At 64.2% G+C, this 15,075-nt stretch carries 14 protein-coding genes; 9 read left to right on the top strand and 5 right to left on the bottom strand.

All coding sequences use genetic code 11. The features are described 5' to 3' along the window. Positions 1-149: 149 nt before the first annotated feature. On the bottom strand, positions 150-359 hold the full coding sequence (locus AC0L3L_RS34075) for a SlyX family protein (RefSeq protein ID WP_095488524.1): 210 nt from the start codon (positions 357-359) through the stop codon (positions 150-152). Positions 360-677: 318 nt separating this feature from the next. Here AC0L3L_RS34075 and AC0L3L_RS34070 point away from each other — a divergent pair, with 318 nt between their 5' ends. From AC0L3L_RS34070 to deoA, 6 genes are all read left to right on the top strand, one after another. After that, positions 678-2,210, top strand: coding sequence for an ABC transporter ATP-binding protein (locus AC0L3L_RS34070; RefSeq protein WP_473641633.1), 1,533 nt, complete (start codon positions 678-680; stop codon positions 2,208-2,210). Further along, complete coding sequence (locus AC0L3L_RS34065; RefSeq protein ID WP_473641631.1) at positions 2,207-3,346, top strand: ABC transporter permease; 1,140 nt, start codon at positions 2,207-2,209, stop codon at positions 3,344-3,346. The genes AC0L3L_RS34070 and AC0L3L_RS34065 overlap by 4 nt, the downstream gene beginning before the upstream one ends. A 1-nt stretch (position 3,347) precedes the next feature. After that, positions 3,348-4,319 (top strand): ABC transporter permease, encoded by a 972-nt coding sequence (locus tag AC0L3L_RS34060; protein WP_352954527.1) that lies wholly within the window; start codon positions 3,348-3,350, stop codon positions 4,317-4,319. A 138-nt stretch (positions 4,320-4,457) separates the two neighbouring features. Next, the gene (cdd, locus tag AC0L3L_RS34055; protein ID WP_123151268.1) at positions 4,458-4,850 is read left to right on the top strand and encodes a cytidine deaminase; all 393 of its coding nucleotides are present in this window, start codon (positions 4,458-4,460) and stop codon (positions 4,848-4,850) included. A 13-nt stretch (positions 4,851-4,863) separates the two neighbouring features. Continuing rightward, a complete protein-coding gene (locus tag AC0L3L_RS34050; RefSeq protein WP_473641629.1) occupies positions 4,864-5,682 on the top strand; it encodes a purine-nucleoside phosphorylase in 819 nt (272 codons plus the stop codon). Continuing rightward, positions 5,682-7,001: a thymidine phosphorylase gene (deoA, locus tag AC0L3L_RS34045; RefSeq protein ID WP_473641626.1), complete on the top strand. Its 1,320-nt coding sequence runs from the start codon at positions 5,682-5,684 to the stop codon at positions 6,999-7,001. Before AC0L3L_RS34050 ends, deoA begins: the two co-directional genes overlap by 1 nt. A 59-nt stretch (positions 7,002-7,060) precedes the next feature. Here the strand turns inward: deoA and AC0L3L_RS34040 are convergent, their stop codons facing one another. From AC0L3L_RS34040 to AC0L3L_RS34030, 3 genes are all read right to left on the bottom strand, one after another. After that, positions 7,061-7,624, bottom strand: a complete 564-nt coding sequence (locus AC0L3L_RS34040) for a TIGR02281 family clan AA aspartic protease (RefSeq protein ID WP_473641624.1) — start codon at positions 7,622-7,624, stop codon at positions 7,061-7,063. Between the two features lie 107 nt (positions 7,625-7,731). Beyond that, positions 7,732-8,361 (bottom strand): uracil phosphoribosyltransferase, encoded by a 630-nt coding sequence (gene upp, locus AC0L3L_RS34035; RefSeq protein WP_123151264.1) that lies wholly within the window; start codon positions 8,359-8,361, stop codon positions 7,732-7,734. A gap of 198 nt (positions 8,362-8,559) precedes the next feature. Continuing rightward, positions 8,560-9,534 carry an adenosine deaminase gene (locus AC0L3L_RS34030; protein WP_473641622.1) on the bottom strand — a complete coding sequence of 325 codons (975 nt, stop codon included), beginning with the start codon at positions 9,532-9,534 and terminating at the stop codon, positions 8,560-8,562. A 148-nt stretch (positions 9,535-9,682) separates the two neighbouring features. Here AC0L3L_RS34030 and ubiE point away from each other — a divergent pair, with 148 nt between their 5' ends. The 3 genes from ubiE to coaBC all read left to right on the top strand — a co-directional run bounded on the left by ubiE (position 9,683) and on the right by coaBC (position 13,583). After that, positions 9,683-10,459, top strand: coding sequence for a bifunctional demethylmenaquinone methyltransferase/2-methoxy-6-polyprenyl-1,4-benzoquinol methylase UbiE (gene ubiE, locus AC0L3L_RS34025; protein ID WP_473487986.1), 777 nt, complete (start codon positions 9,683-9,685; stop codon positions 10,457-10,459). 13 nt (positions 10,460-10,472) lie between these two features. After that, positions 10,473-12,047, top strand: a complete 1,575-nt coding sequence (gene ubiB / locus AC0L3L_RS34020; RefSeq protein ID WP_473641620.1) for a 2-polyprenylphenol 6-hydroxylase — start codon at positions 10,473-10,475, stop codon at positions 12,045-12,047. A 66-nt stretch (positions 12,048-12,113) separates the two neighbouring features. Then, complete coding sequence (gene coaBC / locus AC0L3L_RS34015; protein ID WP_473487984.1) at positions 12,114-13,583, top strand: bifunctional phosphopantothenoylcysteine decarboxylase/phosphopantothenate--cysteine ligase CoaBC; 1,470 nt, start codon at positions 12,114-12,116, stop codon at positions 13,581-13,583. Here coaBC and AC0L3L_RS34010 read toward each other — a convergent pair. Then, positions 13,580-15,016 (bottom strand): MFS transporter, encoded by a 1,437-nt coding sequence (locus AC0L3L_RS34010; RefSeq protein WP_473487983.1) that lies wholly within the window; start codon positions 15,014-15,016, stop codon positions 13,580-13,582. The two genes, coaBC and AC0L3L_RS34010, sit on opposite strands and share 4 nt — an antisense overlap. Positions 15,017-15,075: the final 59 nt, after the last annotated feature.

Below are 15,075 nucleotides of genomic sequence, written 5' to 3'. Positions count from 1 at the left end.
CCCCTTGTGGGGAGGGGTTAGGGGTGGGGGTACATCGTAGAGCGAAAGCCTCGGCTTTCCACCTGCGATAGCCCTGCTATTGATCGCGAGATTGCCGATCTGATCGACGCCGCTGGGTGAAACCCGACGGTTTTTTCTTATCCGCAAGCTCACCAATGCGGCGGCTTGGTCACCGGTACGTCGGGTGCAGCCTGCTCCTCCAGCGCCAGGAAGCGGTCGGTCAGCGCATCGAGCTTGCGCTGCATGCGCTCGATCACCTTCCACTGCTCGGCGATCTGGCCGGACAGTTCCTCGATGGTCTTCTCCTGCTCGGCGGCGCGGATTTCCAGCGTCGTCAGCCGGTCGGCGGGCATGGTCATCTGAAAAACCTCGGTTTCTTGCTGCGCAACTCTCAAGAGATGCGAATTTCGGGAGTCGCCACATTAGAGCGACATGCCTCCAATCGGACGCCCAAAACTACCCTCTAACACTTACGATCTTCGCATCGTGCTTTCCGAAAATCGAATCCGGTTTTCGGGCCGGTGCAATAGCGAATGTGAAGGCTGCGGCACGTTCGAAATTGACAAGCGCGCGGGGATTTGTCGAGAGTGAACGCTGCTCCGGCCAATTGGCACAGACGGGGTGTCATGCTAGTCGTTTTGACCAAGCGATAAAAAAATAAGAGTGGGACAGGCTGCATGGCGCAAGCCGCAATCGAACTGATCGGCATCGACAAGAGTTTTGGCGCCGTGCGCGCCAACCGCGACATCAATCTGGAAATCGTGCGCGGCACCATCCACGGCATTGTCGGCGAGAACGGCGCCGGCAAGTCGACGCTGATGTCGATCCTCTACGGTTTCTACCAGGCCGACAGCGGCGAGATCCGCGTCGGCGGCCAGCCGGCGTCGATCAAGTCGCCAAACGACGCCATCGCGCTCGGCATCGGCATGGTGCACCAGCATTTCATGCTGGTCGACAATTTCACGGTGCTGGAAAACGTCATTCTCGGCGCCGAAAGCGATGCGCTGCTAAAGAAGAGCATCGCCAAGGCGCGGTCCGAACTGGAACGGCTCGAGCGCGAATACGGGCTGGAGGTCGATCCCGATGCGATCATTGAGGAATTGCCGGTCGGCCTGCAGCAGCGTGTCGAAATTCTCAAGGCGCTGTATCGCGGCGCCGAGATCCTGATCCTCGACGAGCCGACAGGCGTCCTCACCCCGGCTGAGGCCGACCATCTGTTCCGCATCCTCAAGCAGCTGAAGGAGCAGGGTAAAACGATCGTGCTGATCACCCACAAGCTGCGCGAGATCATGGCGATCACCGACACGGTCTCGGTCATGCGCCAGGGCACGATGGTGGCGACCAGGGAGACCAGGAAGACCACGGTCGAGGAATTGGCCGAGCTGATGGTCGGGCGGCGCGTGCTGCTCAGGGTCGAGAAGGGCGAGGCGGAAGCCGGCGGCGTCAGGCTCGCGGTCAAGAACCTGACGGTGAAGGATTCGCGCGGCGTCACCATGGTCGACGACATCTCCTTCGATGTGCGTGCCGGCGAGATCGTCGGCATCGCCGGCGTCGCCGGCAACGGGCAATCCGAAATGCTCGAGGCGATTTCAGGCATCAGGCGCGCCGTCTCGGGCTCCGTCATGCTCGACGGCAAGCCGATCGATCTCACCGGGGCCGCCGATCCCGGCGACCTGCGCGATCGGGGTCTCGCCCATGTGCCGGAAGACCGTCATCATGTCGGGCTGGTGCTGGCCTTCGAGGAAAACGAGAATTCGATCCTCGGCTATCACGACGATCCGCGCTACCTCTGGGGGCCGTTCCTCGACATCGATGCCATCCGCGACGACGCCAGGGACAAGATCACCAAATACGACATCCGCCCGACGGACTGCCGGCTCAAGACCGCGAATTTCTCCGGCGGCAACCAGCAGAAGATCGTGCTGGCGCGGGAAATGGAACAGGATCCGGGCGTGCTGATCGTCGGCCAGCCGACGCGCGGCGTCGACGTCGGCGCCATCGAATTCATCCACAAGCGGCTCATCGCCATGCGCGACCAGGGCAAGGCGGTGCTGGTGATATCGGTCGAGCTCGACGAGATCCGCTCGCTCTCCGACCGCATCCTGGTGATGTTTGCCGGCCGCATCGTCGGCGAGCGCGGCCCGGAGGCGACCGAAGGCGAGCTTGGCCTGCTGATGGCCGGCGTCGAGCACCGGGAGGCGGCGGAATGAGCACGCCCTACGCCAAGCTGCCGGCCTGGGCGGATTACGGGCTGATCCCGGTGATCAATCTAGCCGTTGCCTTCGTCGTCGCCGGCTTCGTCGTGCTACTGGTTGGCGAAAATCCGTTCCGCGCTGCCGCCGTCCTGGTCGAGGGCGCCTTCGGCCGTGGGCAAGGCATTGCGTTCACGCTTTTCTACGCCACCACCTTCATCTTCAGCGGGCTGTCGGTGGCGGTTGCGGCGCATTGCGGCCTGTTCAACATCGGTGGCGAGGGCCAGGGCTATATCGCCGGTCTCGGCATCGGCATCGTCTGCCTGGCCTTCGACAGCGTGCTGCCATGGTGGCTCACCTTCCCGCTGGCGATCGTCGCCGCTGCGGCGATGGGGGCGCTGTGGGCGCTGATCCCAGCCTATCTGCAGGCCAAGCGCGGCTCGCACATCGTCATCACCACCATCATGTTCAACTTCATAGCCGCCAGCGTCATGGTCTACGCACTGGTCGGATTCTTGAAGCCGGCCAATTCGATGGCGCCGCAGACACGCACCTTCCTCGAAGGCGCGCAACTGCCGAAGCTCAACTGGGTCATCGAGTTGTTCGGCGCCAAGATACGCTCGGCGCCGTTCAACATCAGCTTCCTGCTGGCGCTGGCCATGGCCTTTCTGGTCTGGGTGCTGATCTGGCGCACCAAGCTCGGTTACGAGATGCGCACCTACGGCCACAGCTCGAAAGCGGCGCGCTATGCCGGCATTTCGGAGACCCGCATCATCATCGTCGCCATGATGATTTCGGGCGCGCTCGCCGGCATGATGGCGCTCAACCCGACGATGGGCGACCAGCACAATGTCGCGCTCGAATTCGTTTCGGGCGCCGGTTTCGTCGGCATCGCCGTGGCGCTGATGGGGCGCCTCCACCCGGTCGGCATCGTGCTCGCCGCAATATTGTTCGGCATGCTCTACCAGGGCGGCGCCGAGCTCGCCTTCGAGATGCCGGCGATCAGCCGCGACATGATCGTCATCATCCAGGGCCTGGTCATCCTGTTCGCCGGCGCGCTCGAGCACATGTTCCGGCCCTATGTCCAGGCGCTGTTCGCCTCGCTCAGCCCGAGATCTGTCGGCATGGAAGCGATCAAGGGGAAGGGGGCCTGAGATGGATTTGTTCAACGCCGTCATCCAGGTTCTGGACTCGACCATCCGCCTGTCGGTGCCCTTGCTGCTCGCCTGCCTCGCCGGCCTTTATTCGGAACGGGCCGGCATTTTCGACATCGGGCTCGAGGGCAAGATGCTGGTCGGCGCTTTCGCCGGCGCCGCCGCCGCCTCCGTCTTCCATTCCGCCTATATCGGCCTCGGCATGGCCATTCTCATCTCGGTCGCTTTCGCGCTGGTCCACGGCTTCGCCTCTATCACCCATCGCGGCAACCAGATCGTCTCCGGCGTAGCGATCAATTTCATCGCCGCCGGATCGACGATCATGCTCGGCCAGGCCTGGTTCCAGCAAGGTGGACGTACGCCGGCTCTGGCCTCGGACGAGCGGTTCGGGGCGATCATCTGGCCCGGTGCGGACGCGCTCAGGAGCGTGCCGATCCTCGGCCCGATATATTCGGAACTCATCTCCGGCCATTCCGTGCTGGTCTATGTCGCGTTTCTCGCCGTGCCGTTCACCTGGTGGGTGCTGTTCCGTACCCGCTTCGGCTTGCGCATGCGCGCGGTCGGTGAGAACCCGGCCGCGGTCGACACCGCCGGCATCTCGGTCGCCTGGCTGCGCTACCGGGCGCTGATCTGCACCGGCGTGCTCACCGGCATTGCCGGCGCCTATCTGTCGATGGTGCAGAATGGCGGGTTCGTGAAGGACATGACCGCCGGCAAGGGTTACATCGCGCTGGCCGCGCTGATCTTCGCCAAATGGAAGCCGGTCAACGCCATGTTCGCCTGCCTGTTGTTCGGCTTCCTCGACGCGCTGTCGATCCGGTTGCAGGGCACGCCGCTGCCGCTGATCGGCAAAGTGCCGGTGCAACTCATGCAGGCGCTGCCCTATATCCTCACCGTCATCCTGCTCGCCGGCTTCATCGGCAAGGCGATCCCGCCGCGCGCCGGCGGCGTGCCCTATGTCAAGGAACGCTGAGCATGATCGCGAACCGCAGGTCCGCGTCAGCGAAAAAGTGGAAGCCAGTTTTCGGACAAGGTCATGCGAGGAAAAATGTGAGCATGATCCCGAAAAGTGGAAGCCGGTTTTCGGACAAGATCATGCGAGGGAAAAACAATGTCGCATGATCTGTTCGAAGCGGCCAAGGCCGCCATGGCGAAGGCCTATGCGCCCTATTCGAAGTTTCCGGTCGGGGCGGCACTGCGCACCGAGGACGGCCGCGTCTTTGCCGGCGCCAACATCGAGGTCGCTTCCTATCCGGAAGGCTGGTGCGCCGAAACCACCGCGCTCGGCCACTACATCATGGGCGGCGGCGGCAGGATCACGGAGATCGCGGTGATCGCCGAGCGCATGGCGAAATGCTCGCCCTGTGGCGGCTGCCGGCAGCGGCTGGCCGAATTCTGCCGGCCGGAAACCAAACTCTATCTCTGCGACAATGGCGGCGTGGTCGAGACCGTGACCATGGGCGAGATGCTGCCCTACGGCTTCCAGGGCGACACGTTGAAATGAAGAGCTGGTTGAAATGAAGGAAGCGCTTGATCGCCTCGTCGAAAGGCTGGACGGGCTGGCGCCCGCCACCGCGCTGGTGCTGGGTTCGGGTCTTGGCGGGCTTGTCGACCAGGTCGAGGACGCTGTCCGCATTTCCTATGCCGAATTGCCGGGCTTTCCCAGAAGCGGCGTCACCGGCCATGCCGGCGAGGTGGTGGCAGGACGTTTTGCCGGCGCGCCAGTGCTGATGCTGTCCGGCCGCGCGCATTATTACGAGCATGGCAACGCGGCTGCGATGCGGCCGGCGCTGGAGGTGCTCGCCGGCCTCGGCATCTCGCAACTGATCCTCACCAATGCCGCCGGCTCGATCGATCCGGACATGGGGCCGGGCTCGGTGATGCTGATCACCGACCACATCAATTTCTCGGGCTCCAATCCGCTGATCGGCGAGCCGAGCGACCAACGCTTCGTCGGCCTGACCGAAGCCTATGATGCCGGCCTTCGCTCAGCGATCGAGACGGCCGCGAAGGCGACGGCTACCGTGCTGCACAAGGGCGTCTATATGTGGTTTTCCGGGCCGTGCTTCGAGACGCCCGCCGAGATCCGCATGGCGCGCGTCATGGGCGCCAACGCCGTCGGCATGTCGACCGTGCCGGAGGTCGTTCTCGCCCGTTTCCTCGGCCTGCGCGTCGCGGCCTGCTCGGTCATCACCAACCTTGCCGCAGGAATGACCGGGGCGGAGCTTTCGCACCAGGAGACCAAGGACATGGCGCCGGTCGGCGGCGCGCGGCTGGCTACGATCCTCCAGCGTATGTTCCAGGACGGGTTGCCGGAGCGTAAGGTCCCGGCCTGATGCTTCCCCAGGAAATCATCCGCAGCAAGCGCGACGGCCACAAGCTGTCGACGCAGGAGATTGCCAGCTTCATCGAAGGCGTGACCGCCGGCACCGTCTCGGACGGGCAGGTGGGGGCGTTCGCCATGGCGGTGTTCTTCAACGGCATGAGCCGCGACGAGGCGGTGGCGCTGACGCTGGCCATGCGCGATTCCGGCGACGTGCTCGATTGGTCAGACCTGCCGGGGCCGGTCACCGACAAGCATTCGACAGGCGGCGTCGGCGACAATGTCTCGCTGATGGTGGCGCCGATCGTTGCCGCCTGCGGCGCCTATGTGCCGATGATTTCCGGCCGCGGCCTCGGCCATACCGGCGGCACGCTGGACAAGATGGATGCCATCCCCGGCTATATCAGCCAGCCGGATGTGGCGGGCTTTCGCAAGGCAGTGCTCGAAGCCGGCTGCGCCATCATCGGCCAGACCGCCGATTTCGCGCCCGCCGATCGCCGGCTCTATGCGATCCGCGACGTGACGGGAACCGTCGAATCGGTGCCGCTGATCACCGCCTCGATCCTGTCGAAGAAGCTGGCCGCCGGCCTGCAGTCGCTGGTGCTCGACGTAAAGGTCGGCAACGGCGCCTTCATGGAAAAGTCGCGCGACGCAACAACACTGGCGAACAGCCTGGTCGAAGTCGCCAATGGGGCAGGACTGAAGACCTCGGCGCTGGTCACCGGCATGAACGAGCCGTTGGCGTCGGCAGCCGGCAACGGGGTCGAGGTACAAAATGCCGTCGATTTTCTCACCGGCCGCGTCCGCGACCGGCGACTGGAGGATGTGACGCTGGCGCTCGCTGCAGACATGTTGCAGTCGGCCGGGCTGGTGTCGTCCAACCAGGACGGCATGCGGCGCGCCGCCGAGACGCTTGCCGGCGGCGGTGCCGCCGCCGTCTTCGCGCGCATGGTGGCGGCGCTCGGCGGTCCGGCCGACTTCGTCGAGAACCCAGAAAAATACCTGCCGAAGGCGGCGACGGAGTTTGCGGTCAAGGCCGCCGAAAACGGCTTCGTCACAGGTATCGCCACCCGCGACATCGGGCTTGCCGTCGTCGGGCTTGGCGGCGGGCGCATACGGCCGGACGACAGGATCGACCATGCGGTCGGCATCACCCGGCTGTTGCCGGTCGGCGCGGAGGTGCGCGCCGGTGAGGCGCTGGCGCTGGTCCATGCCCGCAATGCCGGGGATGCCGAAGTGGCCGCCGCCGCCGTGCTTTCGGCCTATGCGATCGGCGCTTCGAAGCCGCCTGCGGAAAAAACCGTCATCCGGCGGATCCTGCCGCGCGGATGATCTTTTTTATTGGACCATGATCTTTCCGAAAACCGGTTTCCACTTTTCGGGATCATGGTTCACTGGACGAGCAGCAGCTCGCCGTTTTCGACCTGGTACTTTTCAAGCCGCTGGAGAAAACTCAGGCCGATCAAATTGGTGCGCAGTGCCTTGTCGTCGAGCACCACCGCCTGAACGCCGTCGACCGTGATCTTGCCGATCTGCAGCCGATCGACGGTCACCAGGGCAGCCTTGATGGCGCCGTTGGCGGTGTTGACCTGGTGTTTGAAGTCCAACGCGTTCAGCGAAATGCCGATCCTGCGTGCCGTCGAACTGTTGATGGCGACGAGCGTTGCGCCGGTGTCGATCATGCCGTCGACCGTTCGACCGTTGAGCTTGAACGCCGACGTGAAATGCCCGCGCGCGTCGGCGGTGACCACGACCTTGCGGCCGAGCGGCTGCGGCGTCGCCGGTCTGTCGGGAACCGCAGCCAGGTTCAGGTCCGTTTGCGTTTCGACCTCCGGCCTGGCCCCGCCCGCCGATTTCAGCAGGCCTTCGAACATCTGCGGATTCGACTGATAGAGCATCGGGAACGACGCCGATGTTACGGCGAACACGCCAAGGATGAGAAGATTGCGCAGCATGGACCGGCCTTCGTGAAGGCCCATGCTTATCGCGACATGGTGTTTGCGGCTTTAACGGATGCGGAAAGCGGCCGTTTGCGTAAACGATCGGTAAACGAGCGGCACGGTCATTTGGTCCCGTACAGACGATCGCCGGCGTCGCCGAGACCGGGCATGATGTAGCCCTTCTCGTTAAGCTGGCGGTCGATGGAAGCGGTGAAGACCGGGACATCGGGATGCGCCTTGGTGAAGCGCTCGAGGCCCTCTGGCGCCGCCAGCAGACAGAGGAAGCGGATGTTGGTGGCACCGCGCCCTTTCAGCTTATCGATCGCCGCGATCGCCGAATTGGCGGTCGCCAGCATTGGGTCGACGACGATCACCAGCCGGTCGGCGAGATCGCTCGGCGCCTTGAAGAAATACTCGACCGCTTCCAGCGTTTCATGGTCGCGGTAGAGACCGATATGGGCGACGCGCGCCGCCGGCACCAGGTCGAGCAGGCCTTCGAGCAAGCCGTTGCCGGCGCGCAGCACCGAGGCGAAGACCAGCTTCTTGCCTTCCAGCGTCGGCGCTTCCATCGTCTCGATCGGCGTTTCGATCGTCGTCGTCGTCAGCTCGAGATTGCGGGTAACCTCGTAGCCAAGCAGCAGCGAGATCTCGCGCAACAGCCGCCGGAAGCCGGCCGTCGAGGTTTCCTTCTTGCGCATGATGGTCAGCTTGTGCTGGACAAGCGGGTGGTCGACGACAGTGACGCCCTGCATGGTGTTCTCCTAGCTGCGCAGGTGAATAGTGAATGGTGAATAGTGAATAGTGAATAGGTTTGCGAGTCCTTGGTTCAGCGGAAAAACTCGCGGTTGACGGTCCGGTGAATGGTGAATGGTGAATAGGTTTGCGGGTCTTTGGTTGAGCGGAAAAATTCGCGGTTGAGGGACCGAAGCGCCGGGTGGACCATTCACCATTCACCTGCCCTTGACGTCGAGCCGGCCCAGCAGCATTGCCTTGGTCTTCTTGTCGACGAAGGCGGCCTCGATGGCGGTTCTGGTGACGGCGGCGAGCGCCTTGTCGTTCATCGAAAAATGCTCTGCGGCAATGTCGTATTCGCGCTTCAGCGACGTCCAGAAATAGGGCGGATCGTCGGAGTTTAGCGTCACCTTGCAGCCTGCCGCCTGCAGTGCCGGAAAAGGGTGATCGGCGAAACTATCGAAGACCTTCAGCGCGATGTTGGAGCTGGGACAGCATTCGAGCACGACGCCTTCCTCGGCGATGCGACGAACAAGGTCGGGGTTTTCGATGGCGCGCACGCCATGGCCGATGCGGGCGGGGCGGATGTGATCGAGTGCGGCCTTGACACTCTCCCAGCCCATCAGTTCGCCGGCATGGACGGTGATGCCGAGGCCGGCCTCACGCGCGATTTCGAAAGCCCTGACATAATCCTCCAGATCGCCCATCCGCTCGTCGCCGGCGACGCCGAAGCCGGTGACCAGCGGATGCCCGCAGCGGGCGGCGAAGCGCGCCGCCTGCTCTATCGATTCGACGCCGGCGTTGCGCACGCCGGTGACGATCATGCGGCCCTCGATGCCGGTCTTGGCCTTGGCGCGCGCCATGCCTTCGCCAAGCGCATCCGTATAGGCCTTGGCCGACAGGCCGGCGTTGCCGGCGTGGTCCGGCGAGGTGAAGATCTCGGAATAGATGGCTCCGTCGCGGGCGAGGCTTGTCAGGTAATGATCGGCCAGCCGCGCATAGTCCTCTTCCGTGCGGAACAGGTCGGAGGAGAAGTCATAGGCGGCGAGGAAGGAGGTGAAATCGTGCCAGACGAAAGAGCCGTCCTGAATGTAGTGCGAGGTGTCCTTGCCGTATTTCTGCGCCTGGCGGACGACGAGTTCGGGCGCCGCTGCCCCTTCGATATGGCAGTGCAGTTCCGCTTTCAAAGGCATGCAGTCATCCCGTCAGGTCAGTCCAAGTCGCGCACCCATAAGCATGATTCCACGACCGGGAAGCGCGGCCGAACACCGCGCCTTAAACAATAGCGTCGGCACCATCGATCGGCTATGGTCCCGCCGGTTTTATGGCGGATCAAAAATAATGTCGGTAGAGAGAACCACGGCCGTTGGCGGCATGGAAACCTCCTATGGTTTCAAGCGTGTAGGGGCAGGCGAGAAGCAGTCCCTGGTCAATGACGTTTTCCACAAGGTCGCGAACCGCTACGATCTGATGAACGACCTGATGTCGGCCGGGCTGCACCGGCTGTGGAAGGACGCCATGGTCACATGGCTCAATCCACCGAAACGACCGGGCTGGAGCGTTCTCGACGTTGCCGGCGGCACCGGCGACATCGCCTTCCGCATCGTCGAGGCGAGCGGCAGGAACGCCCATGCCACGGTTCTCGACATCAACGGCTCGATGCTCGCGGTCGGCCGCGACCGGGCCGAAAAAAAGGGCCTGACTGATAACACCGATTTCGTCGAAGCCAATGCCGAGGAGCTGCCTTTCACTGAGGCCAGTTTCGACGCCTACACGATCGCTTTCGGCATTCGCAACGTGCCGCGCATCGATGTGGCGCTTGCCGAAGCCTATCGCGTGCTGAAGCCCGGCGGGCGCTTCCTCTGCCTCGAATTTTCCGAGGTCGACATGCCTCTGCTCGACAAGGTCTATGAGGCGTGGTCGTTCAATGCCATCCCCAGGATCGGCAAGGCGGTGACCGGCGACGGCGAGCCCTATTCCTACTTGGTCGAATCGATCCGCAAATTTCCCAATCAGCAGAATTTCGCGGCGATGATTTCCCGAGCCGGCTTCGAGCGCGCTTCTTTTCGCAATTATTCCGGCGGCATAGCTGCGCTTCATTCGGGCTGGAAGCTTTGAGGCTGGCGCAGTCATGAGCAGTGTCGGCGCTGGTTTCAGGCTCGTGCGGGCCGGCTGGGTGCTGGTCCGCGAAGGCGTCGTCGCGGCGCTGCCGGGCGACGAGCTCTTCGGTCTGCCGAAACTCGGCTGGCGGATAGCGCGGCTGTTCACCCGCCGCCGCGCGCTTGCCTATGAGCGTGGCGACCGGCTGGCCAAGGCCGTCGTCCGGCTCGGCCCATCCTATGTCAAGCTCGGCCAGTTCCTGGCGACCCGGCCCGATGTCGTCGGCAACGACATAGCGCTCGATCTCGCCATGCTGCAGGACAAGATGCAGACCTTTCCGCAGGCCGATGCCATTGCGGCGGTAGAAGCTTCGCTCGGGCGCAAGGTCGGCGAACTCTACGCCAGTTTCGGCGAGGCCGTTGCCGCGGCTTCGATCGCTCAGGTCCATTTCGCGGAAACCCTGGAGAACGGCGTCGGTTCGCGGGTGGCGGTGAAGGTCATCCGGCCGGGCGTGCGGCGCCGCTTCTTTCGCGATCTCGAAAGCTATTTCCTCGCCGCTCGTCTCCAGGAAAAATACATCCCGTCGTCGCGCCGGCTGCGGCCGGTCGAAGTGACCGAGACGCTGGCGCAGACCACCAAGATCGAAATGGATCTGAGGCTCGAGGCGGCAGCGCTTTCGGAGCTCGGCGAGAACACCAAGGACGATCCCGGCTTTCGCGTGCCGACCGTCGATTGGGAACGCACCGGCCGCGACGTGCTGACCATGGAATGGGTCGACGGCATCAAGCTGAACGACATTGCCAGCCTCGCTGCCGCCGGCCACGATCTAAAGGCAATCGCCGCCAATCTGGTCCAGTCGTTCCTGCGCCATACGCTGCGTGACGGTTTTTTCCACGCCGACATGCATCCGGGAAACCTCTTCGTCGAGCCTAATGGCACCATCGTCGCTGTCGATCTCGGCATTGCCGGCCGGCTCGGCAAGAAGGAGCGCCGTTTTCTCGCCGAAATCCTCTACGGCTTCATCACCCGTGACTATCTGCGCGTCGCCGAAGTGCATTTCGAGGCCGGCTACGTGCCGCGCCGGCATAATGTCGCGGCATTCGCCCAGGCGATCCGCGCCATAGGCGAGCCGATCCACGGCCAGCCGGCCGAAACCATCTCGATGGCCAAGCTCTTGGCGCTCCTGTTCGAGGTGACCGACCTCTTCGATATGGCGACGCGGTCCGAACTGGTGCTGCTGCAGAAGACCATGGTGGTGGTCGAGGGCGTTGCCCGCACCCTCGACCCGGCCTTCAACATGTGGAAGACGTCCGAACCGGTGGTCGGCGGCTGGATATCAGGCAATCTCGGCCCGCGTGCTCTGCTGGCCGACGCACGCGACGGCGCCAACGCGCTGCTGGCGCTGGCCCGCCAGGCGCCGGACCTCGCCGCCCGCACCGAGCGGCTGTCGCGCGAGATCGATCTGATGGCCGAACACGGGCTGCGCTTCGACGAAAGGACGGCGCATGCGATCGGCAAGGCCGAGGCGCGCTATAGCAGATCCGGCCGGCTGGCGCTGTGGGTGATCGCGCTGACGCTGGTCTACATCGCGTGGCGGATTTTCTAGCCGGCTTGCCCTGAATTGATTGCATTGCTATCATTGCATTCAACATATCAGCAAAAATGCAATCATATGGCCAGCATCACCATTCGCAACCTTGATGACGAGGTCAAGGACCTGCTGCGCCGGCTGGCGGCAGAGAATGACCGCTCGATGGAAGAACAAGCGCGGGTTATGATCCGGGCGGCGGTCGAAGGGCAGCTCGGTCCGGTCGGCCGCATCGACCAGATCGAGAAAACCCTGCGCGAATTGACAGGCTCGCACGGTCCGGCAACGCCAGTTGCCGCCGTGTCCAGCCAGATCCCGCGAGGCACCCTCTCCGGCAAGCGAATCCTGCTGATCATCGGCGGCGGCATCGCCGCCTACAAGGCGCTCGACCTGATCCGCCGGCTGCGTGAGCGCGATGCCGCCGTGCGCGTGGTGATGACCGCTGCGGCGCAGGAATTCGTCACCACGCTGTCGGTTGGAGCGCTGTCGGCCGACCACGTCTTCACCGATTTGTTCGACCGCAATGACGAGCACGATGTCGGCCACATCCGCCTGTCGCGCGAGGCCGACCTTGTCGTCGTGGCGCCGGCCACCGCCGACCTGATGGCGAAGCTTGCCAACGGCCATGCCAACGACCTCGCCTCGACCGTGCTTATCGCCACCGACAAGCCGGTTTTGATGGCGCCCGCCATGAACCCGAAAATGTGGTCGCATCCGGCGACCCGGCGCAACCGCGCGACGTTGCAGAAGGATGGCGTCGCATTCGTCGGCCCGGCAAAGGGTGAGATGGCCGAGAGCAATGAGGCGGGCGAAGGCCGTATGGCCGAGCCGCTGGAAATCGTTGCCGCGATCGGGGCGCTGCTCGATATCAGTCCGAAGCCGCTGGCAGGCAGGAAGATCATCGTCACCTCTGGGCCGACGCATGAGCCGATCGACCCGGTGCGCTACATCGCCAACCGTTCTTCCGGCAAGCAGGGCCATGCCATCGCGGCGGCGCTGGCAAGGCTGGGCGCCGATGTGCGCCTCGTCTCCGGTCCGGTTGGCATTGCCGATCCCGCTGGTGTCACCACGCAGCATGTCGAAACCGCGAACGAGATGAAGGACGCGGTCGAACAGCTTTTGCCGGCGGACGCGGCCGTATTCGTCGCTGCGGTTGCCGACTGGCGCAGCGAGACTTCGGCCGGCGAGAAGATCAAGAAGGTGGCGGGCGAGGGGCCGCCGGCGCTGCAGATGGTCGAAAACCCTGACATTCTTGCCGGTGTCGGTCATCACAGGAAGCGGCCCAGCCTGGTCGTCGGCTTCGCCGCCGAGACGCAGGATCTCGTCAGGAACGCCGAGGCCAAGCTCAGGAAAAAGGGCGCCGACTTCATCGTCGCCAACGATGTGTCGCATGACAGCGGCATGGGGTCTTCGGGCGTGATGGGCGGCGACCGCAACAAGGTGCGGCTCGTCTCGAAGGCCGGTGTCGACGAATGGCCTGAGATGAGCAAGGACGAGGTGGCGACGCGGCTCGCCGCCTTGATCGCCGAACGGCTGAAGACGATTACTGTCTAGCCCGTCGCTTCCTGTGGCCGGGCTGCCGGCCCCGAGATCCTCAGCGCTGCAAGGCATCCTAGAATCCCGAGTGGCACGAAGGCGAGGAACAGCCAGGTGGCGACATTTGCCGCCGCCGCACGGTTCAGGCCTTCGGAAAAACCGCTGGCGTTGGCGACGATGCCGGTCAACGCGGCACCGACCGCATAGCCGATGCGCTGCATCGTCGGCACGGCGGCGGAGGCGATCGTGTGTTCGCCGTCCCTAGCCGATGCCACGATCACGCGTGTAACGAAGGGCCAGGCAATGCCGAAGCCGCCGCCTTGCAGCAAAGCGCAAAACAGGATCAGCGGAATCGAACCTGCCGGCACGGCGTAGGCGAAACCGGCGATGCCGGCCGCGATCATCAGTGCGCCGCCGGTGATGATCAGCCTCTCGCGTTCCGGCGGCGCATTGGCGACGAGGATCGACAGGATCGACCAGGCGATCGATTCGGCGGCGATGATATAGCCGGTGGTCAGGATCGGAATGCCGTGCAGGCTGGTCAGAAGCAGCGGCCCGTAGACGGCGAAGGAACAGGTCGCCACCGAAAAGGCGGCGACCATGGTCATGCCTGCGCCGACCGGCGAGCGCCAGGAGAACAGCCGCGACGGAAACAGCCGCGAGCCCGGCTTCAGCGCGTCGATGCGGATGAACAGTGCAAGCCCGATCAGGCCGAGCGTAAGCAGCAGGGACGAGCGCAGCAGGGCAATGTCGACACCGGCCGTGGCGATCAGCACGACGCTGACGGCCAGGCAGCCGAGCGCGGCAAAGGGGAACGGCGGCGCCGTTCCAGTGATCGCCTGCGGCCTGGTTGCCTCAGGCGTGTCGAGCACGATGAAGCTCGCCAGCGCCATGGCCGTGCCGCCGATCGTGAAGATACCGAAAGCCCAACGCCAGGAGAGCAACTCGGTCATCAATGCACCGAGCACCGGCCCGCTGAAGGCGGCGACGCCCCAGATCGCCGACATGACACCGAAAAGCTGCGGCCAGATGGCGCGTGGAAACAGCCGTTCGACCGAGACGAAGGCCAGCGACACCAGCGCGCCGCCGCCAAGCCCCTCGATCAGGCGGCCGGTCAGGAACAGCGGCATGGAGGGCGCGATGGCGCAGACCAGGGCACCGGCGGCATAGAGCAGGGCGGCGACCACCATGTTGGTGCGCAGCGCGACATAGCTCACCAGCCGTCCGGCGGCGGCGCCGGCGACGATGGCGCCGAGCTCGTAGATCGCCAGCGACCAGCCGACCAGCTGAACGCCGGCGAGTTCGCCGACCATGGCCGGCATCACCGTTGCCACCATGGTTTCGTTGGTGGCGTGCAGCAGGATGCCGAGGCTGATGAAGCAAAAGCGCGCCAGATCGCCGCTCGCCCACAGCGCGCGCCAATCGACCCTGTTTGTGCTGGTTTCGGTCACCCGCCCTCCGAACTTTCTTATACGCCGATTCAAAAATGGTGGAGCGCTCTTCGTCTCCA

It is taken from the genome of Mesorhizobium sp. WSM4849 (assembly GCF_055811385.1).
The sequence above is the reverse complement of the archived record's forward strand: the minus strand, read 5'-3'. Positions and strand labels throughout refer to the sequence as shown.